Source organism: Butyrivibrio proteoclasticus P6B7 (assembly GCF_000622085.1).
In the GTDB taxonomy this organism is placed as follows: Bacteria; Bacillota; Clostridia; order Lachnospirales; family Lachnospiraceae; genus Butyrivibrio; species Butyrivibrio proteoclasticus_A.
This window is the reverse complement of record NZ_JHWL01000002.1, coordinates 10,708-35,100: the sequence shown is the minus strand read 5'-3', so window position 1 is coordinate 35,100 and position 24,393 is coordinate 10,708. Positions and strand designations below refer to the sequence as shown.

Sequence of the window (24,393 nt, the reverse complement as noted above, 5' to 3'; positions counted from 1 at the left end):
TTTTTCTCAAAATTGAAATCGCAAAAGAAAAGACTTACCTGCGTAAAAGATACTGCGCAAATAAGTCTTTAATCTCATTGTTTCCAGTATACTTCAATCCTGTCACCATCATTTATGGTCTGCATATAATCCGGTGTTGCTCCATTAAGGGTGGTGACAATTCCTCTTCCCTGGGGCTTGGACAGATCAAAATCTATTACGTCGAAAATGTCTACGAATACATAATCTGCTTTGCCGTGAAGGGTAACGCTTTCGTTATTAACTATAACATGAAGATCGCGAGCAAGCACGTTTTTTATTGGCTCCTGCTCTTCTTTTTCATAAACATCGTCATCGTCAGGAAGGTCCTCAAAGCTTAGCTGCCCATCTGCCTCTGCTACGAACTTTACGTTGTTATCATCGCTTTCGTAGGCTTCCTCATTGGCCTGGCTTACAAGAACCTCGTCTGCATCAGGGAAGTCCTCGTAGGCATCCATGATGGCCTCCTCCTGATCCTTGAACTCTACTTTGAAGTTCTCGTAAACAGGGGTGTTGGCATCACCTCGCTCGTTGTTAACGATAATGACTGTATCTTCTGTGATAACAATATCCATAAGCTCAGCTATCTGAGCTGCTGTGTTGTAGTCAAGAACCTTAACGTCATCTCCTGGCTTAATATCATAGAATCCAGTCTGGGCCTCGCCATTAACTGTGGCATATCTTGAAGCCTCCACATTCTTACCGTTTACGTTGACGTTGAACTTGGTCTTAAACTCAGGTATGGAATCAATTGTAGCCTTACCAGGTGCACCAGCTGTGGAAGGCGTAACCTGAATAATATCGTTGGCATGGAGCTTGGCATGGATATCTGTAAGCTTACCATTAAGGGAAATAACAGCAGCTTCACCAGGCTCACCCCTTGAAGTACGCTCCTTACCATTTACAGTAAACTTAAGCTCTTCGCCTCTCTTTGGGAAAAGATCTTCATTAGGAAATGCCACCTGCATGGCAGCGTCCACGATCTGAAGCTTACCATTATCATAGAGCTTGGTCTGAGTTCCATTAAATGAAACAAAGATAAAGTTATTGGCCTCTTCATAGTAGCTGATACAGATACCAAGAGGCGTTACCATAAGAGAATCTCTCTCGATTCCATCGTTGTTAAGGAAGGTAATATTCTTCATTACCTCCTCGCCCCTAAGAGCAACACGCTCATCAGGGATGTCCATGTTCTTGGATATAGCCTTGGTATATCCTGGAACACAGCCGCCACCACCTACTACGAATACAGCGCTGACAGGCTTATCGCCGTTAAGGCGTTTAATCTCATCACAGACCTTCTTAGCCATTTCTTCAACCTTAGGCTTAATGACCTTGGCTATTTCCTTGGCTGTTATGGTCTTCTGAAGTCCCATAATGTCAATGTAGTCAATTCTGTCCATGTGACTGGCTGCAATCTTGATCTCATCAGCCTGGTTAAAGTCCACAAGACAGTGCTGAGCAATAATCTCAGTAATATCATCACCGGCGATAGGAAGCATGCCATATGCGGTGATAGAGCCGTCATTGGTTACGCAGATATCGGATGTACCTGCACCAACGTCCACAAGTGCAAGATTCAGCATTCTGAATCTGTCTGGGATAGCAACCATCATAGCCGCTATAGGCTCCAGTGTAAGGTTAGCTACGTTGAGTTCAGCTCTTTCGCAGGCTTTATAAAGACCATCAACGCAGTCATCAGGAAGGAATGTAGCAATAAGCTCTACGCTTACCTTTCCTGCATTATGTCCCTCCAGATTGGCTATCTGATAGCCATCCAGATAATAGTGCATAACAGAATAACCCACCAGATAGAACTTAAGATCTGATGTGTTCTTTTCAAGGAATTCCGAGTAGGCCTTTTCTACTGCGGAGGAATCCAGATTATAAATGTCTTCATCGGTGATTGCATGATTATCAGGATACTCATAATCATAGACGATATGAACGGTTTGGAGCACACGACCAGCAGCAGCGATACAGACATCCGTCAGATGAATATCTGTCTGCTGTTCAAGCTTTTCTTTGACAAGCTTAATAGTGGCCCCAACTTTGCCGATATCATGGATCTGTCCATCCAGCATGGCTCTGGTCTGATGCTTCTCAACACTCTGTGCGATAACGTTGAACTGACCATCGTTCATGTACCCAACAGTTCCAACAACACTTCTAGTACCAATATCAAGTCCAAATACTACCTTCTGATCCGCTTGTTCCAAACTAGCCATTGATTTTCCACCCCTCAAGTTTTTTATCAATACTACCAGTTGTCAGTGCAAAATTTTTCCCGTTATCTATGACAAAGTCACAGTTCTTGCGGAAGGTCTCATCGTCAAGCTGCTTGGAAAGGATATCTGTAATCTTGTCATCACTATAGCCCCTCGATGACTTAAGCCGCTCTCTCCTTACAGCCTCTGATGCATACACGTACCACAGCTCATCTACAATGTCCTTATAGCCATTTTCAATAAGCAGTGCTGCCTCTACGAAAACGAAATCGTATCTGTTCTCTTTACGTTCATTCTCTATACTATTAATAATAAAGGTATTTACTGCAGGATGCAAAATATTATTGATGGTTTTTAGTTTATTTTTATTATTAAATATGGCAGCCGCCATTTTGGCCCTGTCAATTTCACCATCATCTCCAAGAATCCCCTCTCCCAGAAAGCTCACCAGCTCGTCATAGGCGGGGTATCCCTTCTTTTTAATCTCATTGGCCACGTCATCGGAAAAGATAACAAGGCAGTTATAGTGCTCCTTGATATAGCCCAGCACTGTGCTCTTCCCTGCACCTATACCACCTGTAATTCCAATAATGTTGGTCTTTCCTTTAATCAAACTCATTCGAACACCTCAAGTCATTGGGGACGGTTCTCTTTGACTCCTTCCCATTTACTTAGCTTCGTACCAGTCTGTTCCTGTATGGCACTCAGCTTCAAGAGGAACACTAAGGTCTGCCGCTCTTTCCATCTCTCTTGTTAAAAGAGCTGTCACCTTATCCTCCTCGTCTTTGGCTGTCTCTATTACAAGTTCGTCGTGAATCTGCAGAATAAGCCTTGATTTAAGCGCTTCCTTCTTAAGAGCAAAGAAAACATTGATCATGGCGATCTTCATGATATCTGCAGCTGTTCCCTGGATTGGAGCATTCATGGCAACTCTTTCTCCGAACTGACGAAGATTGAAATTACCTGCCTTAAGCTCAGGAATAGGCCTTCTTCTGCCATACATAGTTACGCTGTAGCCCTTCTCCTTGGCGTCCGCAATGACATCCTCCTGATATTTCTTTACACCAGGATAGGTCTCGAAGTATTTATCCATATACTCTTTTGCCTCAGATACAGGAATAGAAAGGTCCTGAGATAAGCCAAAAGAGCTAATTCCGTAGACGATACCAAAGTTAACAGCCTTAGCATTTCTTCTTTGAAGAGGTGTTACCTCCTCAAAAGGCACATGGAATACCTTGGAAGCTGTGATTCCATGAATATCCTTTCCCTCATGGTAAGCATCTATAAGTTCCTTGTCCGCTGACATGTGGGCAAGGATACGAAGCTCTATCTGTGAATAGTCTGCATCAGCAAAGACATAGCCATCCTTTGGAACAAAGACCTTTCTGATAAGTCGTCCCAGCTCGGTTCTCATAGGAATGTTTTGAAGGTTAGGCTCTGTGGAACTGATACGGCCTGTTGCTGTAATGGTCTGATTAAAGCTTGTATGAATTCTGTTATCAGCTTCGATATATTCAATAAGTCCATCTGCATAGGTGGATTTAAGCTTGGCAAGTCCTCTGTACTCCAGGATATCTTTTACAATCTGATGATCTATAGCCAGCTTCTCAAGTACATCTGCAGCAGTTGAATATCCTGACTTGGTCCTCTTCTCTGCAGGAAGGCCCAGCTTCTCAAAAAGGATCTCTCCAAGCTGCTTAGGTGAATTGATATTAAACTCACAGCCAGCAGCCTCATAAATTGATGACTCAAGCTCTATTATCCTGATGCTAAGCTTGTCGCCATAGGCTTTAAGCTCATCTGCTCTGGCAATAATACCCTCTTTTTCCATGGAATAAAGGATATAGGAAAGAGGCATCTCAATATCAAGGAAAAGACCAAGCATTCCTACTTTATCAAGCTTCTTCTTAATCAAAGGCGCTGACATAAAGCAGACCTCTGCAGCCTTGGCAGCATAGTCAGAAACCTTCATATCATCAGCATTTACTATGCTTTCCTTACCAAAAACATCACTCTTTTTGAAAAATGGAATCTTAAGATACTCCTTAGAAATATCCTCCACCTGATAATCATTCTTGTTAGGGTCGTTAAGGTAAGCTCCAATAAGAATGTCGAAAAGATGTGGCTTACCCTGATTGTAATTCTCCAGATACCCTTCAGTTCTATCACTTATGCAGTCTGGGTCAAATATGCGATAGCATTCCTTACAATCAAAGGTTGCAAGGTTACATTCCTTGGATAAAAGAGCCAGTTTCTGACCAAGGTAGCCTTCTGTAATAAAGCCGCTTACAGGAATGTAATAAGCGCTATTATCATCAAATGCAATGGAAAGGCCAAGGATAGGGTTCTTCTTGCTACCCTCCATCTTAACTGTATCTGTAAGAAGGTAGAATCCGATATAGCGCTCAATATCTGCCTTGCCATATTCGAGAGCTTTCTTGAAGATATCCTCAACCTCATTAAAGTCAGAGGTTGTAGTGATTGCCAGATTGAATCCGGCTACTTTAGCTCCCTCCTGACCTGGTGCTAATCTATTAAGTATTTCCTCTAACTTGGATACGTCGGAATTAGAAATGGATTCTGATAAGCCAGCTTCTGCAATAGACTTCTGAACCAGTTCAATCTGATACTTAAGAGCCGGAATGCTGTAATCATATTTATCACTTTCTGCATCAAAAGAAAGAGACAACGCCTTAGCGCCTCCCTTTAATGCGCTTACCAGCTTATACATGGCTCCATAAGCACCACCAATATGATTACCTTCTGAATCAGTGAAATCGGGGATAGAATAGAAAGCATCCCCCACAAGTTCTTTGACATCTATAGTAATTAAATCATTAGACATAGGATCACCTCAGGATTATTGCTAAAAATAGGGTTACAGCCGACATGGCAACAACTGCAAATTCAAGGCCGTAACTAAATAGCACGAGCTTCTTCCTGAAGTTAAGGCGCCTTTGCGCATCCTTTAGAAGGTTGTCCAGTTCATACTTAAGGTTAAAGGTATTGCCGTCCTCAAGGCGCTGCATACCTACTCTTACCAGGAACTGAATGGTAAGCTCCTCTTTACACTCAGGGCAATGCTCCACGTGATCAAGGAACTGGGCCAAATCCCTATTATCGAGATCATCTTCCAAAAACAAAGGAATTAACTTGTCTGCATCCTTACATGTCATAGACTATTCCCCAAAAACTACTATACGTTTTCTCAACATATAGTGCATAAAATAGTTGATAGAAAACACAATTCTACAACATATAGAATACACCATCAGGGCAGATTATGCCACTAGTTTGTTGGCTGGCCAAAGTTATTGGCTATCCGGAAGGAAGCCAGTGGGGGCATGGGTATGCATCTGCATACCCATGCCCTCACTGTCTTTTCTATACCGGAGCAACAAAAACTATGTTCATGCCCAACTACATCACTTTGAATCTTTGTGGTCTTTTCTTGTAGTACTTGATACGTACAGTACCGTTTTTACTTCCTGCTGCTTCGGTTTCATTTATGTACTTGGTATACTCCACTCCGTCTACAGTATATACAATTTGATATTCAGTCTTTTGGTCTGGAGCTTTATAGAAGCCGTGTGTACCTTTATCTTCAGGCGTGAATGCTTCTTCATCACCTGTTAGTCTGGCAGTTGTGGTTTCCCAGGCATCGTCGTCTTTTTCAGACTTATTCTTGCGAATGCACAACAAGGCATAGATCACAAGTGGTGAGAACGCAACAACCAACACAATTATTAAATTTATAGGATTGCTCATGTCCATATCTTCTTACCCCATTCAATTCTCATATCCATCGACTTCTTCACAAGGTTACTCTTGGTTGCTACTTCATAGCCGTGGCAGGAGCCCTTAACTTCATGGAATTCTACTGGGATGCCTTCATCCTCTAGTCTCTTGGCGAAGAGGATTCCGTCGTCGTGAAGGGCATCAAATTCTGCAACTTCTATGTATGATGGCGGAAATCCTGTAAGGGACTTTGCTTCCATAGGTGAAGCGTATTCTATGTGCTCTGGAAGGCCATTAATTAACATCTCATCAAAGTACATCTTAGCAAGCTTAGTGTTAAGTACTGGTGTATCTGTGTATTTCTTCATAGACTCTGTGATCATTCGCCTATCAAGAGCTGGATATACCATAAGAACGCCACTAGGCAGCTTTCTGTTTCGATCAATAGCCATTAGGACAACTGCTGCCGAGATATTACCTCCGGCGCTATCTCCAGTCAGAATCACTTTGCTGTCATCAATGCCAAGTTCATCAGCATTATCAAGGACCCACTCATAGGTGCAATAACAATCCTCTACCGCGTAAGGGAATCTATACTTTGGCATCAGTCTGTAGTCTGGCATGATAACTTTGCATACAAGCTTTTCTGCATACCACTTAGCAAACTGATAGTGGGCGCCTACTGCCTTTAAGATTAGTCCGCCACCATGATTAAATATGATACACGGAAGCTTATCCTTAGCATTTCTTGGCTCAATAATCAGTACAGGCAGTTTGTATCCCTGATATCCTGCAATAAAGCGCTTCTCTACAGAAACCTTATCATCCGATTTACAGCGGATCATTCCCATAAAAATGTTTACAAAGGGATATACATTTATGTTTGGAAACAAGCTTGAGTTTGAAAGATATGCAAGTTCTTCATCTAGCGGATATTTTCTTTTAGCCATTTTCATTCCCCTCATATCTCAAAATATACTTCCAATAAAAGAAAATAATAAATCCTGTCCGATTACGCCAACAATAATCGCTATAAATCCCGCAACCACAAACCATAGTTCAAAATCAGGAGCAATCTTACGGTCAAACTCAAGCTCCGAGGCCGCTGGATGACCCTTCATGTAAAAGACATTCACATACTCTCCTATCTCAGGAATTTCCCTTTTGGAAGTACTAAAACCTGATGTTACAGTATAGTCTTCACTATCTACACGATACTGCACTACAGGAGAATACGTTGTACAATTTTCATCTTCATCCCAATGCTCAGAGATACTTATAATCTTTCCCATGCAAGGTTCTGTGTATCTTAGCTTTTTTACAATAGAACTGATTCCAAAACCGATTCCTATATAAGAAAATAGCAGTCCAAATAATACTAGTAAATATCCATACTTCCATAATTGGTAATATCTAAAAACATACTTATGGATTGCCAATAATAACAGTATCAGCAATATAGGGCTTATAAGCTTAAACGCTATCATCAGCTTTGATTTTACATTATTCTCCATCTAACACCATTCCTATAAATCATTGTTAAAAAAAACTATCTCCTACTATATACTTTTCCCACACATAAGAAAAGCCCATGGATCTAAATAATCCATGAGCTCTTATAGTTTATCTATATATTTCTTTTCCCAGATCAAAGTCTATTATACTGCTGTAGCTTCTTCTTTGAGTGCTGATAACACCTTAGGATTCTGCATCATCTTAACAGACTCAACTGCGCATCTGTAGATCATAGCCATTTCTCTCTGGGCACTATTCTTAGTATCACATTTCTTCTCAAGCATCTGGAAGTGCTGAATAGCCTTCTCTGCTATAGACTTAGAGATAACCATTCCGTTGCAATATAAAGTTCCTGTCTCTACGTCAAATCTTGACTCTTCGAATGTAGTAGGTGCAAATTTACCTGCTCCCATTGATGCTGCCAACTGATTGATAAGGTCTGATCTGTCTGCCATTTCTAATAAACCTCCTGGGTCTTGTAAACAAAAAACAACCTGCTTATTTAACCTCAAAAAACTATTTTCTGTCAATCAGTTTTCTATTTAAATCTTTAAAGTTTTGTGTCCTTTGACACTAAATTTCAATTATCTTTTTCGATTTTGAATTTTATATATTTACCTTTGGAAGGTTCCATCTGAAATGCCTTGCAAAGTACCTAAGAATCAGGATTACCATGAATCCTACCACCATAGCTATGTGCCATGAATTGGTAATAAGCTCTGTAACCAGCATTACAATTGAGCCCACAATAACAGCAATGGCATACACGTGCTTAACAAAGATAGCTGGCATCTGTACTGACAGTACATCCCTGAATACGCCGCCACCTACACCTGTAATAAATCCAAGGAATGCCAGGAGGAACATATTGTCCTCATAGCCTGAATTAACACCGATCATTACTCCGTCAACCATGAAGGCTGCCAGTCCCAGTGTATCACTTACAAAAAGAGCTCTATCATAGAGATGTGAAAACTTAGCCGGAACACCCTTATGGAAATACATGATCCAAAAGACAATGTTGGCCACAACAAATGCCACCAGTACAAAGAATGGATTGATAAACATCTGAGGTGGAAAGCTGCCTATGACGATATCTCGAACAAGACCTCCTCCACAGGCTGTCATGATAGCCAGGATATTAACTCCAAATATATCCATTCTCTTCTGTATACCAGTAATGGCACCAGATATAGCAAATGCAATTGTTCCTATAAGATCAAAAACAAATAATAGTGATAAATACATTTCTTTTTACCCGACAATAGTGATGTTATGTAAACAAGAACAATTTTATCACATTTATTGCATTGGACAAGCGTTAATTCCATGGTTGTAGCGTATATTTACAGAATGATATCAGTAAAAAAGCGCCACGAAGTAGCAAATACTCCGCAGCGCGTAACCCCCTAAAGCAGGCAATAACTATATTATCAATCCATCTCTTTTGTCTTTCTCATAACCAGCTCTACTGAGATCTCCTGAAGCTTCTCATCTGTAAGAATATATCTAGCCTTAAAGAAGAACAATGCAATGAAGAGAACCAGTACAGGACCTACAGTCATGATCATACGAAGACCAATAACTGAGCCATTATCAATTGATACAAGAACACCAGAGTTTGCAACCTTATCGCAAAGGCCCTTCATATCAAGGGCAGCTGCGCTATCCTTCTGAATGTTGAACAAAGCAAGGCAAATAGAAGCTACTAAAGCAGCGATTCCTGAAGCAAGCTTAACAACGAAGGTCTGCATTGAGAAGATAACTGACTCATCTCTTCTGTAGTTCTTAAGTTCACCGTAATCAACAGTGTTAGCAAGGAATACTGTAACTACTACGTTAAGGATTCCAGCACCTGACATGATAAAGAAGCCAGGGATAAAGAACACAAATACATTAGTCACTCCTGAAAGAGCCATAGCAAGAAGGATGAAGTATCCAACAATCTCACCAATGACACAGAGATAGAAAATCTTAAGTGTTGTAAATGCCTTTCTAAGAAGTGGAAACAGAAGCATCATAGCAAGGATCTGCATTCCACCAGCGAAGGTATTGAACAGTGTGTAATTACCCTGCCAGTTAGTTCCTGCAAGATCGTACTTAAAGAAGTAGATAAGCAGGTTAGATGTAATATACAAAGCAGTATTTACAAGAACGATTGTGATAACGATTGTCATAGCCTGATCATTCTGTAAAAGAGCTTTAAACATCTCGCCAATTGATGCTGTCTTCATATCTACAGTTGATTTCTCTTTAATGCATACACATGTAATTGTAATAAAGAGAACAAATAAGATACCAATAATGATTGAGAAGTACTTAAAACCAAGTCTCTCAACTTCTACTGTTGAATTCATCTCAACAGATACATCGCTGCCGCTTGTAGCTACAATAGCTGTGTACTCATCCTCTGGAACATAGATGACAACTACAGCCTGTCCACAGTCAGCACTATCCATTGAAACCTCGATGGCGTTATTACCATCGCCTTCAGCTAATGTAACGCCAGCTACAGTAAAGCTATAATCTGTATTATCGTTCTTAAGATAGATAACACCGTCAGCAACATTCTCATCGCCTACAGATCCTTCGAAGAGCTTAGATCCACCAGTTACGCTGAGAGTAGCCTGAGCATCTGTAATCTCATGAACATTAGTTGTTGGGTTTCCATCAGCATCTCTTTCTACTACATAAACAGTAAATGCTGTGTTGCTGTTGTCATAAACCTTAGTGATATTGTCAGCACTACCTGCAGCCATCTTAGATCCAAGAGCTGCAACTGACATAACAGTTACGATTGTGATGATAGCTGAACCAACACCTGCGCAGGAACGAGCAAGAGCTGATAAGCCTTCTCTCTCCTTACCTGTCTCTGTGAAGGCTGGAACCATTGACCAATAAGGGATATCCATCATTGTGTAAGTAACACCCCACATGATGTAGGTAATTGCAGCATATGCAATAAGTCCCTTACCATCAAGAGTTGGAGGTGCTGAAAACATCATGATAAGAAGCACTGTATTGGTAATTGTACCAATCATAAGCCATGGTCTGAATTTACCCCATTTAGTCTTAGTCTTGGCTACGATAACACCCATGATAGGGTCATTAAATGCATCAAACACACGGGCAACAAGAAGGATAATTCCCATTGCGATGGCGCTGACGCCCATAATATCCTGGAAGTAATAAAGTACATAGGATGCAGATAGCATGTAAACCATGTCCTTACCAACAGCACCTATGCCGTATGCAAATTTCTCGAGTCCTGTTAATGATCTTTTTTCCACCGGTCTTCTCCTTAATAATCTCTAAATCACTTATTCTTTAGGCTAACAGCCAATTCAACAACCTTCTTGGCACCGTCATATATTCCCATCTTGTTGTTAAGACAGATACTCTCACACATCTCATCAATAAGATTAGTTTCAAGGAACTGATCAAGCATCTGTATTGTATGAGGAATATCTCTGCACTCAAGTGTTCCATCTCCGATCTCAGCTGAGTGGATAGCCCCCCACATCTCATGTTTACCCACACGCTTGATAAAGAGCTTAGGAACTGGATAAAATGCCAGCTCTGAAGGCTTAGTAACAAGTACATCACAACTTCTCATAAGAAGGTTTGTAGCATAAACCGCTTTAAAGATGTCCTTGTGATAGAAACTATGAATACCAGTGATATCCTTGTTTTCATCAAGAGCATCCTCGGCAAACTTAAGTGTATCCTGCCAGTCATCCATGTGCTCGTGAGCAACATCCATAACTCCGGCAATCTCACTCTTAAGCTCATCCCACACATTGCGATAATCGCCTACGTTAACGTAGATAACAGCCTGTCCATCTTTTACCCTTGGAAGAAGGTGCTTGATGATCTCAGCAAAGATCTCTTTCTGCGCTCCAGCTCCGCCAATGGTTAAAAGAAATCTCATAGGCTTGCCATTCTTTCTTCTGTCGATACGAGCCTTGCAATCCTTTTCAATATTGCTTACAAGCTCATAGTCGATGTAATGACCTGTGTAAACAAGTGCATCCTGTGGCATTGGCTTACAAACAGTCTTCTTATTCATACCGTTTAAGATTCTGTAGCCCATGTAAGCGTTCTTACACTGAATAGTATGAACAGAACCCTCTGAAAGATGAAGAGCCATAGGCCAGTTATCAGGAATCGCATTGACCACGTGCTTCATTCCTGCATGAACAGCTGCCTGAGCAGGCCATGCATGAGTAGCAATTACAGGAATATCCTTAGGAACATTTCTGTAAACTGGAGCCATAAGCTCTGCGTTCTTCTGATCCTTAGAGTTATAAGAAAGAGCTCTGAAGCCCTCATAGTTAGTAGGCTCCCAAACAAGCTTGTTAAAAAGACCTATCTTAGAAAGTCTTGAACCAAGTGAATAAAGGTCATTCTGATGACCGATAACCTTAGTACATGTGGTCTCCTGATATGAATTAAGGTCCATCCAGTAAGGAGTATAACCAAGATGGTGAGCATAAGAAGCCATCGCCATTGAGATTCTGTAATGACCAAATCCCATACGGATATTGCCAACTATGATACCCTTTTCTGTATCCATCCCTGTATCGTTAGAATCAAAGGATGAAGAAACTACTACATTAGAAACTCCAAGAAGTGGTCCGATTGTGTCATTCTCAGTGATCTTAATCTTGTAGTCCACGTTTGAATCATCACCGAACTTCTTCTGATAGCTCTTTTTAGACTTAAGAGCACTCTTATAGTCCTTGTTACTGATCGCATTACCAAATATTACTTTTGATTTATCCATCATAACCTTTCCATTTCCGCCAAATCATTAGACCCGACCAATACCCCCCAAAGGAAACGAGCCCAAAAGTTACTGGTTTCCAAATAAGATATTACACTGAAACACACATTAAAACAAGAAACGCTTTTTACAATTTTCGTTTCCCATTTTTGTGCATTTTGTCTTATTTTTGTTTTTGAAATAATCAGATTACCGCAACTATGGCAAGATTTCTGTTGGCAGCAAGATCTATGAACTCCTCGCCACATTTAACCATAGGTTTAGAAAGATGTTCAGGATTAATGAAGACAATATCACCAACCTTGCCGTTATTGAGCATAACTCTGTTGGCGATAAAGGTATTTACTATATTACTAAGGAAGGTCATTATGACATCAGGTGCAAACTTACTAAGGCCCTCATCCTCAAACTGCTCTATAACAGCAAATGGACAGATAGGGGCTCTGTAGGTTCTCTTTGATGTAAGCTCGTCGTAGATATTAGCAACGGTAACAATGGACGCTATCTCATCAATCTGGCTTCCCTTTATATGGAATGGATAGCCAGATCCGTCCCTGAGTTCATGGTGCATAAGGACACAGTTCTTGATATGGGGATCGATATCTTTATCCTTGATAAGCTCATATCCCTTAACAACATGCTCTCTCATGGCCTTCTCTTCATATTCAGTAAGCTTTTCTGTTTTGTTTACAAGCTCAGATGGAATCAGCATCTTACCGATATCATGCAAAAGACCTCCAGCTGTAGCCAGCTGAATCTGATCCGAAGAAAGACGCATCCATGTAGCTATGGTATTAGAGATAAGGGAGACATTAAGAGAATGCATAAATACTGCATCGGAGTTATCTCTTAAGTTGTGGAGCATGTCAAAAATACCTGCTGTTCCACCTGCCTCAACAAACAAGTGGTATACAGGATCTGTAAGCTTGTCTACATCAAGAGGAATGCTGTCATTGGCCAGCATCCTAAAGGACTCCTCTAAAGCTTCCGCATGTTCCTCAATATGCTCTTTAAACTTAATGAATTCTTCAGTAGTTCTTAGCTTTTCGGCATAGGATAAGCTAGACTGTGGCTTCTCTTCCTTGACCTTCACAGCCTTCTTTTGTTCTTCGACAAATATATTATATAGAGAAAAGGACCTTATTCTTGCTATATCATCGTTATCAAGAATCGTTCCCTTTGTAAGAACAAGCCTGTCGTCTACGGTGTAGATATTCTCTGACACCACCATTCCCGGCTCTAATTTATCAACTGATACAAGCTTCATACACGTTTACCCTTTAATGGACTTAACTATAAAAAGCACATAATATCACTATTATTAGTATACCACTATTACGTACATTACGATAGCGTGTATCAACTGTCGCCTAAGTTTGGCGCCAAAGCAAAAAAAATAGCTCCAAGGAAAAACCTTGAAGCTAAAGTGCCGGCAGTGGGACTTGAACCCACACGTGGTTACCCACAACAGATTTTGAGTCTGCATCGTCTGCCATTCCGACATGCCGGCGTTTTCAAACAGCTTTTATAATATACCACAGGAAAGCCTCTTATTCAAGAAGGCTAGACATACTTTTTGACATTTACGAAAAGACGTCCTTTTCTGGTGGTATTGGTAGTTCCGCAGTATATGAACTTGCCATATCCCTTCACTGAAACTCTTGCGCCTGCCTTAAGATCATAACCGCCACTATAGGCTGTTCTTCCATCAATAAATATGCTTTCACTCTCTATAAGCTTCTGGGCATCTGACCTTGAAAGGTGATAAACAAAGGCAACAATGGCATCGATTCTCTCTGAGGCCACAGATCCGGAGATCTCATCAAATTTCTGCTGAATGTCGCACTCTGAAGGCTTCACAATACTGCACTTTACAGATGTATGTCTGATCCTCACAAGCTCTTTTTCAATCATACGGGCAATATCAGGAAGAGCAAAAAGATAAGCTTCCTTCTCTCCAACAAAGATATCTCCTATCTGATCTCTTTCTATACCAAGATTCATTACAGATCCCAGGTAATCTCTATGATTAAGATCATCGGAGAACTTGGCATTTAAGGGCTCAATCTTAAGGCAGAATAATACAGAGGGCTCCGCTTCCTCTGCCATCAAAAAGCTCTCCTCATCCATGTAGTCTGGTAAGAAGCATATTACCTGCCTTTGAGAATCCTTTGTTCCTCCATAGAGAAGGTACTTTGCTCCGCAGAATTCATGCACATTTGAAGGCACACCTTCCTTGGATAAAAGAGCATAAAAAGAAGCAATCTCGGACTCAGACAAGAAAGATGTGTGAGTCACGAAATTGTTCATAAACGCTCTATTAGCTATATCTTTTATTCTGCCTTCCAAAAAGTCGCTCATAAAATGCTCCAAAAACTATTATAAAAACTTGGCTATCAGATCTACTATACCCATTCCTGCGATAAAAGAAAAGGTATTGGCAATATAAGTCACAACCAGTATACGCCTAAGTGACAGATCTGAGATAAAAAATCTGTAGACAGCAGCCTCAACAATAAAGACCACCACCTCCATGCCCACTATAGCTGCTCCATAGTCCAGCTGAAAATAGATTATAAGAGCATTGAGGATCACGTTGGTGACGATGTTTATTGAAACGAATATAAGAGGCAGCAGCTTGTAGCTGGTGTTTCTAAATCCATAGAGAATCGGGAAAGCCTCAAGCACAATAGTCAGTAGAGCAAAAAAGCCCAAATATGTAATAGACTCAAACATTCTTATTCTTTTCCCATAAAACAACGCAGCCGCATACTATAAGAGCAATAAGGGCTGGAATAATGAGGATTGCACCACTTGAAACCATCTGAGTAAAGAAATCCTGTATTGGGGATGGATCTGGTCCTGGTGTTGGTGTTGGATCATAATCATATGGACCTGCCACATCTAAAAGAATATTATTCAAAGCTGTTAGTATCATTGCTTTTCCTCTTTTCGCTTTTTTCTTTAAGTGCCATGATTCCTGCTATTATAAGACCAATAATTGGTGCCATTATCACAACCAAAACAGCCAAAAACAATCCTCCTAGAATAAGGATTCCAAGGCCCGCAGCCCCTGCCGCATCAAGCAGCATCCCTGTCATAAGTAAGCTATTCATACACTACTCCTTTCTTTATCCCCCTTAAGGGTAAATCCGAGAATTATTGCGCACAGGATAGACAGCACAACAATGAGGATCACATTTACAACAAAGCCTAGATCACCGAAGGCAAATGGCACCATAATACCGTTACCAAGAGCCAATGTGGTAAGTCCAAAGGCAACTCCAGGATTCTTTGGAATAACTGATAAGAACATTCCAAAGGTTATGGACATGGTCATACTAAAGAAGAATACGCCAATGATGGAAACTACCATCATATCTTTACCGCAGATAAGAAATGGTATGCTGATCAAAGTACTGATGATACCCACCTTCTTAGCACCAAACTTATCTGTCAGGTAACCGCCAAGCGCCTTACCTAATCCCATTATAAAGAACAACAGTATTGCTTGCCACGTGGATTTCTTCCAGGAAATTGGAATTGCATATCCCATAAAGCTACGAACAAAGGTAACAAAGTAAGCTGCAAATACCACGATCCAATAAGAATACTTACTATCTTTTTTAACAAGATCATACTTAGGATATACGTAGTCCTTAATAAGCCAGGATGAATTAGTAAATAGAAGCAGTCCCCACATGATCAAAAGAACTATGAAAAGACACCACTTGGAGGCATACTGGCTTCTTCCAAAAATCTGGCCAAGAACAACACCAAAGGATCCTCCCGAAACATATAATGCTGCTGGAAAGAGCTTGCCCTTTCCAATAAGTGTTGTCTGAATCGCACAGCAGTCATGAAGAAACGCGTTGCCCAATGCAATAACTCCAACTGCTATCATGCTCCTAACTGATGACTTATCAAACTGAAGAATCAAAAGCCCCACTGCCATGATTGCCACTGAAATCGTTGGTATATCAAGCTTAGGAAACCTTTCGTGAATTACACCCACAATAAACTGCGGATAAAAAGCAATAATATCAAAGGCCATATATAAGAAAAACTGCACCAGTCCGCTGACTCCAAAGGTGTGAGTCAACACCGTAAAGCATATGATCTCAATACAGAAGTGCACAAAAAAGCACGCCCATGAATTAAGAAGTATTCTACCGTCACTCATTTTTTCATCTCCCTTAAAACTATCTATATCAAGACTTCCCTGTCCTGCGATCTATATACAGGGCCTGTGGGCAGTTAGCCCCAAGTACATTAAGTAGAACCCAGATATTTTCAAACTCCTCGGTTATCCTAATCTTCTCACCATTCCCATAATAGATGTTCATGTTGGTTCCATAAGGATTACCGCCAAATAATTTAATGGCATTGCTGCTTCTGTAACTAAATATCTGTCTATTGGATAGCTCAATCTTGGTAATCTGCCAATATGGCAGGCCAACAAAGTCATTTCCTACCTTCTTAATCCTTATGCCATCATTGTATATCTCGATACGCCTTCCTATGGTCATAACAAATTCGACAAGATTGTACAAAGAATATGCTCCCATCACAACAAGCGTAAATATCGCTATTCCAACGCCCTTCTCTCTAGAAAGAAGAACAAATACGCCAATAGTCATAACGGCACAAAAAAATAATCCCAAAAGGCGTAAACATATATATTTACTAGTTATTTTGACTACATTCATAACGATTTATAATCACCTAATTTACCCTTCATTTTATAAACAGATAAAGGATACATTTTGTTGCATCATTCAGAATAAATAATTATAAAGCTAGAAACCTCGCTGAGATGGAGTCATTGGGGACGGTTCTCTTTGACTTCTTTGCTGAGGTAGTAGGCGAGGATGTGGAGGGACTGCTTAAAGTCGCCGCCAAACATGCGCTGGCGGAGTTCTTCCTCGGTGATAAGCTCTACGTTTAGGAATTCTGTGTCGTCCAGCTTCTGATCTGTGATCTTCTTGCAATTGCCTGCGAAGAAGATGTGAACATTGCTGTTGGAGAGAGTTGCATTGGCAGGCACAGTCAGAAGATGCTTCCACTCCTCTGATACATAGCCAGTCTCCTCCTTAAGCTCCCTCTTGGCAGCCTTAAAGGCAATGTCCTCGCTGGAAATGATATTCGAGTAATTAATAGGCTCATGAGAGTCCTTCTCCTTATACTCAATGCCACCAGCTGGGAACTCGGTTGTGATGGAATCTATACCATGACGATACTGCTTAACGCAGATATATCTGCCCTCTTCATCTGTTGCCACAATAAGTGAGAAGCTGTGCTTGGAATAGTTGTAAACAGGCCCAATCTCCTCCCCATTAGGCAGCTTATAAAGGCACTGCCTGAAATCAATCCACTCATCCTGAACCACATGCTCTACCTTGCTAGCTTCCCACATGAGGCTATCAAGATCCTTCTCATCGCTATAGCAGTAATGCTCTACCATTCTGTCAGCTTCTTCCTCTGAGATCTTAAGGATTCCGCCATGGCGCTTTTTACGCTGTCCAAGGTCATACTCAGAATCATCAATATGCTCAAACTCTCCAGTAGAAAGGTCCTCACAAAGAAGTGGCAGATATCCCTTGTTGCCTGCATACTGATCAACGATAAGGCACCATTTCTTTTGCTCCTCAATATAGTAAGCCTCTGGCCCCTCCACTCCATAAAGCTCTGATAAAAAAGCTGACTTAACCTCCTCAAAGGGTCCATCCACAAGGTTCTTACTTCTTTCAAGAATTATCACCTTGTTGGTCTCATCCTTGGAGAAACGATAGTAATAGCCATCCTCATAGACAATATCTGTATCTATAACGTTAGTTTCGCTTTCCATGTATTTAAAAGTTTCTGAAAAATTCTTAAAGTCCTTGGTAAAGGTGCCATAGACTCTCTGCTTACGGCCCTTTTCACCATCCTCCTGAACGTTGGAAGCAAAGAACACAAACCAGGCCTCCTTTTCTCTGCAGTAAACAGCTTCTGGAGCCCATACACAGCCTGCGCCTTCAATTCCAACCTCTGCCATATAGGCTTCTGACCAGTTACAAAGGTCCTGGGATTCAAATACAAACAGGAATCTGCTTCCCCTGCTTGATGCTCTCTCCCAGTCTCCATCTGATGTGTTAAGATCTGTTGCTATGATAAAGTACTTCTTTAGCTTCTCATCATAGACCATGAAAGGATCTCTTATTCCCTTTGAGCCTTTATCTGTCTTAATGGCAGGAACCTTACTTCCAAGGTCTCTATAGTGAAGGCCGTCATAGCTTAAGGCAAAGTATATATTCTCATTATCGTGATCATCACTGGTAAAATGTGTAAATAAATATGGCATAATATCCTCCTAAAAAGATAAAAAATGAGCTGTAATCTGCTAAGCAAACTACAACTCATTATATCTCACAACTATTTTCTTGTCAGACTATTATTTGCCATTAATATGGCTTTTTATAACCTTATCTTAGTATCTTTAAAAGGATCAAACAGCTCTTTATCATTAAAGGATGCATCTGTAACAAAGGTCTTATAGCCATCCTTAGAAAGAGCCTTTCGTCCTGTAAGTATAAGGTGAATTCTCTTATCCTCTGTCATGTATTCCTCTGACACCTCATCGGCATCCTCAGCCTTATCAAGGACCTCTTTAAAGTCCTCAAGAAAAGCCGGAATAATAACAGCACCGATACTCTGACCCTGATTAGGTCCATAGATTCCCATTATTTCATGTAGCAGTTTCATTCTAAGTTCATCCATACAATAACCCCCACGATCATTAATGAATTAATTCTGTTTAACTACTTCTTGTCTATGCTACAAACATATTTCTTTTTACTGCTGAATAGTCTCTACAATGCTAGGAAGGAGCTGCTTCTTACGAGATACAACTCCAGGAAGCTTAGCACAGTCACCGGTGATATTAACGCCAAAGGCCTGACCAAGTGTGTGCTCAGCCTTAGCTCCAGCAAATACCACTTCAGAAGACTCTTCAATAATATTGGTAAGCATGAAGAACAACATATCAAGCCCGTCCTCGTTTGCTACCTTTTCAAGCTCAGGAGTGATTCGCTCCTTGATCTCCTGAAGCTCTTCTCCGCTCATAGAATTGATCTGGCCGATACCAATTGTAAGATCATCAACTGTGAACTTCTTGAAATCCTGATGAAGGATCTCAGTAGCACTCTTTCCTGAGAGATTTGATCCTGCATGGAACATCTCTTTTGCAAAGGCTTCAAAGTCAACGCCAGCAATCTGTGCCAGGTCTTCACCGGCCTTCTTATCTATCTTAGTGCAGGTTGGCGATCTGAACATAAGAGTATCTGAAAGAATAGCTGCAAGTAAAAGGCCAGCAATAGTCTTATTGATCTCAACCTGATATTCCTTGTACATAAGGTAGATGATAGTACATGTTGAGCCAAGAGGCTGATTTCTAAAGAACACCGGGCCAGCAGTCTCAATAGTACGAAGTCTGTGGTGGTCAATAATCTCAAGAATCTCTGCACTGTCAGCACCGTTAACTGCCTGGTTCTTCTCATTGTGGTCCACGAGAATAAGCTGTTTCTTCTTGGCACCCAGGAAGTTTCTTCGGCTGATCATACCGATGTAGTGATCATCCTTATCAAGGACTGGGAAGTATCTGTGTCTCATCTGAGCCATTACATCCTGAATATCCTCGATGTAATCATCCATATGGAAAGCAACTAGATTGTCGCTCCTCATTACATGTTCAATTGGCATTGACTGGTTGATAAGTCTTGCAACAATGAAGGTATCATGAGGTGATGTGATAATCTTGGTGCCATGCTCTCTAGCCTGAGTCTGAATAGTCTTGGCAACGTCAGCGCCCTCGCAGACAATGATACATCCAGCGTTCATCTCAATAGCACAAAGCTGCATATCATAACGGTTACCAAGGATAACAACGTCACCCTCTTCGATAACATTCTCCATCATATCTGGATTAGCAGCTGCAATAACAACCTTACCCTTTTCAAGGATATCGTCGATCTCACCAACAATAAGCTCACCATCAAGGGTCTCAACAATGTTGCGGTAGCTGGTCTTAGCCTCTGAAAGGATCTTAGGATCGATAACGTCCATGTAGGTCTCAACGATATCGTTGGTTGTAACGATACCTTCAAGCTCATCGTCCTTGGTTACGCAAAGAGTAACTACCTTAGCATCTCTCATCTTGGACCAGGCATTCTTTAAAGACAGCTTTCTGCTTGTTCCATCAAGCATTCTGATCTCCATATCTCTTACCTGAGTTCTAACGTCCTTAACATAGGCAGGAACGTCAACTCCAAAGTGAGACAATACGAACTGTGTCTCCTCATTAAGGTGGCCAGCTCTGCAGGCGATGTAATTGCCATCTGTTATTTCATTCTTAAGATGCGCATAGCAGATTGCTGCGCAGATTGAATCAGTATCAGGGTTCTTGTGACCCATTACGATTACGGGTCTTTTTATATTGTTTTCCAATTTAACTCCTTTGCATGGTAGTAACCATGGTGAAAAACGAATTATCTTTTACCATCTTATACCATATTAACGCATTTATATGTATCTTTTCTACACTTTTCAAAATATTTGCAGACATAAAGTCTATCAGGCAAACTGACTGTTGTAAAGGTCGTAGTAGAAGCCCTTCTTCTCAAGCAGCGCTTCGTGATTGCCCTGTTCAAGAATATGACCATCCTTCATAACAAGGATCACGTCAGCCTCTCTAATAGTTGAGAGTCTGTGAGCTACGATAAAGCTTGTTCTTCCAGCCATCATCTTATTAAAGGCCTTCTGAATCCTGATCTCAGTGCTAGTATCAATTGATGATGTAGCCTCATCCAGGATCAGCATAGGTGGAATATGAAGCATTACTCTTGTGATGCAAAGAAGCTGCTTCTGACCCTGAGAGAGATTGCCGCCGTTCTCTGAAATAACGGTATCATAGCCATCTGAAAGCCTCATAATAAAGTTATGGGCATGGGATGCCTTGGCAGCCTCTATGATCTCTTCGTCTGTAAAGCCCTCTCTTCCAAGGGTGATATTATCTCTAACGGTGCCATTACGTAGCCATGTCTCCTGAAGCACCATTCCAAAGTTATCTCTTATATCTTTTCTCTTAAGATCTCTAAGGTCATACCCATCAATCTTAATGGAACCCTTATCCACGTCATAGAAACGCATCAGAAGGTTAATAAGTGTACTCTTACCACTACCAGTTGGTCCAACAATGGCAACTCTCTGGCCCTTCTTAATATCAAGGTTAAGATCCTCAATGAGCTTCTTACTTTTATCATAAGAGAATGAAACATCGTCAATAACAATCTGTCCCTGGGCTTCAAAGCTCAAAGGAGCAGCCTTGTTATCCCTTGGCTCTGGCTTTTCCTCAATAAGAGCAAATACTCTCTCAGCGCAGACCAGGGCGTTCTGAAGCTCTGTTACAACGCCTGAAATCTCATTAAAAGGCTTAGTGTACTGATTGGCGTAGCTTAAGAAAATAGTAAGTCCGCCAATTGACATATTACCTGCAATGCAGGAGAAAGCTCCAAAAAGAGCTACACTGGCATAAACCAGGTTATTAACAAATCTTGTACTTGGATTAGTAAGTGATGAGAAAAACGTTGCCTTTACGCTGCTATCTGCAAGTCTGTCATTGATCTCACCAAACACTTCCATGTTCTCATCTTCATGGGCAAAGGCCTTAACAACAGACAGATTGCCGATCATCTCATCTACAAAGGCTGTCTGATCAGAACGGGCCTGGCTCTGAGCCTTGAACAGATTAAAGGACTTGCTGGCAATAAACTTGGCAACGAACAGTGAAAGTGGTGTTAATACCACAACCACAATGGCAATCCTGAAGTTCAGGATGAACATATATATCAGGGTTCCAAGTATAGTCACAATTCCGGTAAAGAGTTGTGTAAAGCCCATCAAAAGACCATCAGAAAACAGGTCTACATCGGAAATAATCCTACTTACAATATCTCCAGTCTGCTTGGTATCAAGATAGTCGAAAGGAAGAATCTGAAGCTTTTCAAAGGCCTCCTTACGAACATCCCTTACAACCTGGAAGGTGATCTTATTATTAGCCTTGTTCATGATCCACTGGCTGACCACAATCACCGCAATAACAACCACCATCTGGAGGAGAATAACAGTAATCTTCTCAAAATCAACGTTGCCCTTATCTACAATGCAGTTAATGGCATTACCTGCAAGCACAGGTACATATAATGACAAAAGAGCTGTCAAAACAGCAAGCATCATTGAAAGGAATATCAGTCCCTTGTAGCGGCCTGCGTATTTAAGTACTTTCTTAAGTGTTCCCTTTTTCATACTGCTCCCTCCTTCTTAAACTGAGAATCATAGATCTCTTTGTAGAGGTCGCATGTATTCATAAGCTCATCGTGGCTACCAATACCAGCCACTTCGCCATTATCAAGCACAATTATCTTGTCGCAGTTAATAACTGCAGAAGTTCTCTGGGACACAATAAACGTGGTTGGCGGATTATCCATATTTGCTATGGCATTTCTAAGATTCTTATCTGTAAGATAATCCAGTGCTGAAGCACTGTCATCCAGGATAAGGATCTCAGGCTTTCTAACAAGAGCCCTGGCAATAGTAAGTCTCTGCTTCTGACCGCCTGAGAAGTTCTTACCTCCCTGAGCTACCACGTAGTCAAGGCCGCCTTCCTTCTCATCAACAACCGCCCTGGCCTGGGCAATATCAAGAGCCTCATAGATTTCTTCATCAGTGGCGTCATCCTTACCCCACTTCATGTTGTCTCTGATAGTTCCATGGAAAAGAACTGCCTTCTGAGGCACCACGCCAATTCTCTCTCTAAAGGCTTCAAGATTGTATTCCTTAACATCCCTTCCATCCACAAGGACAGTACCCTCATAGACATCATAGAACCTTGGAATGAGGTTAATAAGTGAAGTCTTTCCACTTCCTGTTCCGCCGATAACACCAATCTTCTCACCGCGCTTAGCAGTAAAAGTCACATTACTTAAGCAGTTCTCACTGTCCCCATAATAGCGCATGGAAACATTCTTAAACTCCACATGGTTTTCAGCTCTTTTAAACTCAGTTACCTTGCCATCCTCCATTGATGACTTAAGCTCCATAAGTTCCTGAACTCTGTTGCCGGAAGCAATTGCCTTAGTCATTGTAATAACAAGATTAGCCAGCTTAATAAGCTCAACCAGGATCTGCATCATAAGGTTATAAAGAGCTATTACTGAACCCTGAGTAAGCTCGCCGTGGCTTACATGAACTGCGCCCTTGTAGATCAGGTACGCAACTGAAAGGTTGAGAATAGCATAAGTCACAGGATTCATAAGGGCTGTGATGGAGCCAACAAACTTCTGAAGCTTCATCAGAGCATTGTTCTTGTCATTGAATTTATCTTTTTCCTCACCCTCAAGGCCAAAGGCTCTGATAACACGAAGACCTGTGTGGTTCTCTCTTGTGAGTCTAAGAAGCACATCAAGACGGCTCTGGATCTTTTCATATCTAGGAATGCTCCAGGCTGTAATAGATACAACAACAAAGGTCAAAAGAACTATGGTAATAAGGAAGATCAGCGCTGTTCTTGGGTCGATGATAAAGGCCATGACCATAGCACCAAACACAACAAAAGGTGAACGAAGAAGAAGTCTTATAGTCATGTTGACGCCCTGCTGAACCTGGTTCATGTCAGTGGTCATTCTGGTTATCATGGCAGATGTGCCGATCTTGTCGATATCTGCATAGGAAAGCTTCTGGATGTTGTCAAAAAGAGCTTTCTTGGTATCCCTGGCAAATCCAGTGGCAGCCTTAGCTGCAAAATACTGAGCTGTTACAGCAGATACATAGCCCACAAGACAAAGAAGCACTAGTATAATGCACTCCTTGATAACATACGCCTTATCGCCGTTCTTGATTCCCACGTCAACTATAGCCTTGATGACGAAAGGAACCATCAGCTCAAAGGAAGCCTCTAAAAGCTTAAACAGAGGCCCTAATACCGTTTCTAATCTGTAGTTTTTAAGATATACAAGTAGTTTTTTCAAAGTATCATCCTGTCTAATTAATATATTGTCGCCTAATTATTGCCAA

The 24,393-nt window shown here is 41.1% G+C and carries 23 protein-coding genes and 1 tRNA gene; all 24 read right to left on the bottom strand.

Annotated features, from left to right (window positions below; translation table 11 throughout):
• Positions 1 to 74: 74 nt before the first annotated feature.
• The 24 genes from T541_RS0101770 to T541_RS0101650 all read right to left on the bottom strand — a co-directional run bounded on the left by T541_RS0101770 (position 75) and on the right by T541_RS0101650 (position 24,347).
• On the bottom strand, positions 75 to 2,246 hold the full coding sequence (locus T541_RS0101770; RefSeq protein ID WP_026651072.1) for a cell division protein FtsA: 2,172 nt from the start codon (positions 2,244 to 2,246) through the stop codon (positions 75 to 77).
• Positions 2,239 to 2,865: a dephospho-CoA kinase gene (gene coaE, locus T541_RS0101765; RefSeq protein WP_026651071.1), complete on the bottom strand. Its 627-nt coding sequence runs from the start codon at positions 2,863 to 2,865 to the stop codon at positions 2,239 to 2,241. The genes T541_RS0101770 and coaE overlap by 8 nt, the downstream gene beginning before the upstream one ends.
• Before the next feature lie 48 nt (positions 2,866 to 2,913).
• Entirely contained in the window at positions 2,914 to 5,091 is a 2,178-nt protein-coding gene (gene polA, locus T541_RS0101760) for a DNA polymerase I (RefSeq protein ID WP_026651070.1), read from the bottom strand.
• 4 nt (positions 5,092 to 5,095) lie between these two features.
• On the bottom strand, positions 5,096 to 5,422 hold the full coding sequence (locus T541_RS18535) for an anti-sigma factor family protein (protein ID WP_051538038.1): 327 nt from the start codon (positions 5,420 to 5,422) through the stop codon (positions 5,096 to 5,098).
• A gap of 244 nt (positions 5,423 to 5,666) precedes the next feature.
• Positions 5,667 to 6,020: a hypothetical protein gene (locus T541_RS0101750; RefSeq protein WP_155839445.1), complete on the bottom strand. Its 354-nt coding sequence runs from the start codon at positions 6,018 to 6,020 to the stop codon at positions 5,667 to 5,669.
• Entirely contained in the window at positions 6,011 to 6,934 is a 924-nt protein-coding gene (locus tag T541_RS18530) for an alpha/beta hydrolase (protein WP_051538037.1), read from the bottom strand. Before T541_RS18530 ends, T541_RS0101750 begins: the two co-directional genes overlap by 10 nt.
• Before the next feature lie 18 nt (positions 6,935 to 6,952).
• A complete protein-coding gene (locus tag T541_RS0101740; protein WP_026651068.1) occupies positions 6,953 to 7,498 on the bottom strand; it encodes a DUF3592 domain-containing protein in 546 nt (181 codons plus the stop codon).
• 144 nt (positions 7,499 to 7,642) lie between these two features.
• Positions 7,643 to 7,954 (bottom strand): hypothetical protein, encoded by a 312-nt coding sequence (locus T541_RS0101735; protein WP_026651067.1) that lies wholly within the window; start codon positions 7,952 to 7,954, stop codon positions 7,643 to 7,645.
• 151 nt (positions 7,955 to 8,105) lie between these two features.
• Positions 8,106 to 8,747, bottom strand: a complete 642-nt coding sequence (locus T541_RS0101730; RefSeq protein ID WP_026651066.1) for a trimeric intracellular cation channel family protein — start codon at positions 8,745 to 8,747, stop codon at positions 8,106 to 8,108.
• Between the two features lie 185 nt (positions 8,748 to 8,932).
• Positions 8,933 to 10,789, bottom strand: coding sequence for an MFS transporter (locus tag T541_RS22165; RefSeq protein WP_330375704.1), 1,857 nt, complete (start codon positions 10,787 to 10,789; stop codon positions 8,933 to 8,935).
• 26 nt (positions 10,790 to 10,815) lie between these two features.
• Positions 10,816 to 12,288 carry a DUF6937 domain-containing protein gene (locus T541_RS0101720; protein ID WP_026651065.1) on the bottom strand — a complete coding sequence of 491 codons (1,473 nt, stop codon included), beginning with the start codon at positions 12,286 to 12,288 and terminating at the stop codon, positions 10,816 to 10,818.
• 181 nt (positions 12,289 to 12,469) lie between these two features.
• The gene (locus T541_RS20465) at positions 12,470 to 13,552 is read right to left on the bottom strand and encodes an HD-GYP domain-containing protein (protein ID WP_051538036.1); all 1,083 of its coding nucleotides are present in this window, start codon (positions 13,550 to 13,552) and stop codon (positions 12,470 to 12,472) included.
• A 160-nt stretch (positions 13,553 to 13,712) separates the two neighbouring features.
• Positions 13,713 to 13,795: transfer RNA gene (locus tag T541_RS0101710), tRNA-Leu, on the bottom strand.
• Between the two features lie 53 nt (positions 13,796 to 13,848).
• A complete protein-coding gene (locus T541_RS0101705; protein WP_034465706.1) occupies positions 13,849 to 14,646 on the bottom strand; it encodes a YlmH/Sll1252 family protein in 798 nt (265 codons plus the stop codon).
• 18 nt (positions 14,647 to 14,664) lie between these two features.
• On the bottom strand, positions 14,665 to 15,021 hold the full coding sequence (locus T541_RS0101700) for a hypothetical protein (protein WP_026651063.1): 357 nt from the start codon (positions 15,019 to 15,021) through the stop codon (positions 14,665 to 14,667).
• Positions 15,014 to 15,223 (bottom strand): hypothetical protein, encoded by a 210-nt coding sequence (locus T541_RS0101695; protein WP_026651062.1) that lies wholly within the window; start codon positions 15,221 to 15,223, stop codon positions 15,014 to 15,016. Before T541_RS0101695 ends, T541_RS0101700 begins: the two co-directional genes overlap by 8 nt.
• Positions 15,201 to 15,401 (bottom strand): hypothetical protein, encoded by a 201-nt coding sequence (locus T541_RS0101690; protein ID WP_026651061.1) that lies wholly within the window; start codon positions 15,399 to 15,401, stop codon positions 15,201 to 15,203. Before T541_RS0101690 ends, T541_RS0101695 begins: the two co-directional genes overlap by 23 nt.
• Positions 15,398 to 16,468: a hypothetical protein gene (locus tag T541_RS0101685; protein WP_026651060.1), complete on the bottom strand. Its 1,071-nt coding sequence runs from the start codon at positions 16,466 to 16,468 to the stop codon at positions 15,398 to 15,400. Before T541_RS0101685 ends, T541_RS0101690 begins: the two co-directional genes overlap by 4 nt.
• A 28-nt stretch (positions 16,469 to 16,496) precedes the next feature.
• Positions 16,497 to 16,925, bottom strand: a complete 429-nt coding sequence (locus T541_RS0101680) for a hypothetical protein (RefSeq protein WP_026651059.1) — start codon at positions 16,923 to 16,925, stop codon at positions 16,497 to 16,499.
• A gap of 182 nt (positions 16,926 to 17,107) precedes the next feature.
• Complete coding sequence (locus tag T541_RS21785) at positions 17,108 to 18,628, bottom strand: NUDIX domain-containing protein (protein ID WP_155839444.1); 1,521 nt, start codon at positions 18,626 to 18,628, stop codon at positions 17,108 to 17,110.
• A gap of 113 nt (positions 18,629 to 18,741) precedes the next feature.
• Positions 18,742 to 19,044 carry a hypothetical protein gene (locus T541_RS0101665; RefSeq protein WP_026651058.1) on the bottom strand — a complete coding sequence of 101 codons (303 nt, stop codon included), beginning with the start codon at positions 19,042 to 19,044 and terminating at the stop codon, positions 18,742 to 18,744.
• 75 nt (positions 19,045 to 19,119) lie between these two features.
• Positions 19,120 to 20,769, bottom strand: a complete 1,650-nt coding sequence (locus tag T541_RS0101660; RefSeq protein WP_026651057.1) for a putative manganese-dependent inorganic diphosphatase — start codon at positions 20,767 to 20,769, stop codon at positions 19,120 to 19,122.
• A 126-nt stretch (positions 20,770 to 20,895) separates the two neighbouring features.
• The gene (locus tag T541_RS0101655) at positions 20,896 to 22,626 is read right to left on the bottom strand and encodes an ABC transporter ATP-binding protein (RefSeq protein WP_026651056.1); all 1,731 of its coding nucleotides are present in this window, start codon (positions 22,624 to 22,626) and stop codon (positions 20,896 to 20,898) included.
• Positions 22,623 to 24,347: an ABC transporter ATP-binding protein gene (locus tag T541_RS0101650; RefSeq protein ID WP_026651055.1), complete on the bottom strand. Its 1,725-nt coding sequence runs from the start codon at positions 24,345 to 24,347 to the stop codon at positions 22,623 to 22,625. The genes T541_RS0101655 and T541_RS0101650 overlap by 4 nt, the downstream gene beginning before the upstream one ends.
• Positions 24,348 to 24,393: the final 46 nt, after the last annotated feature.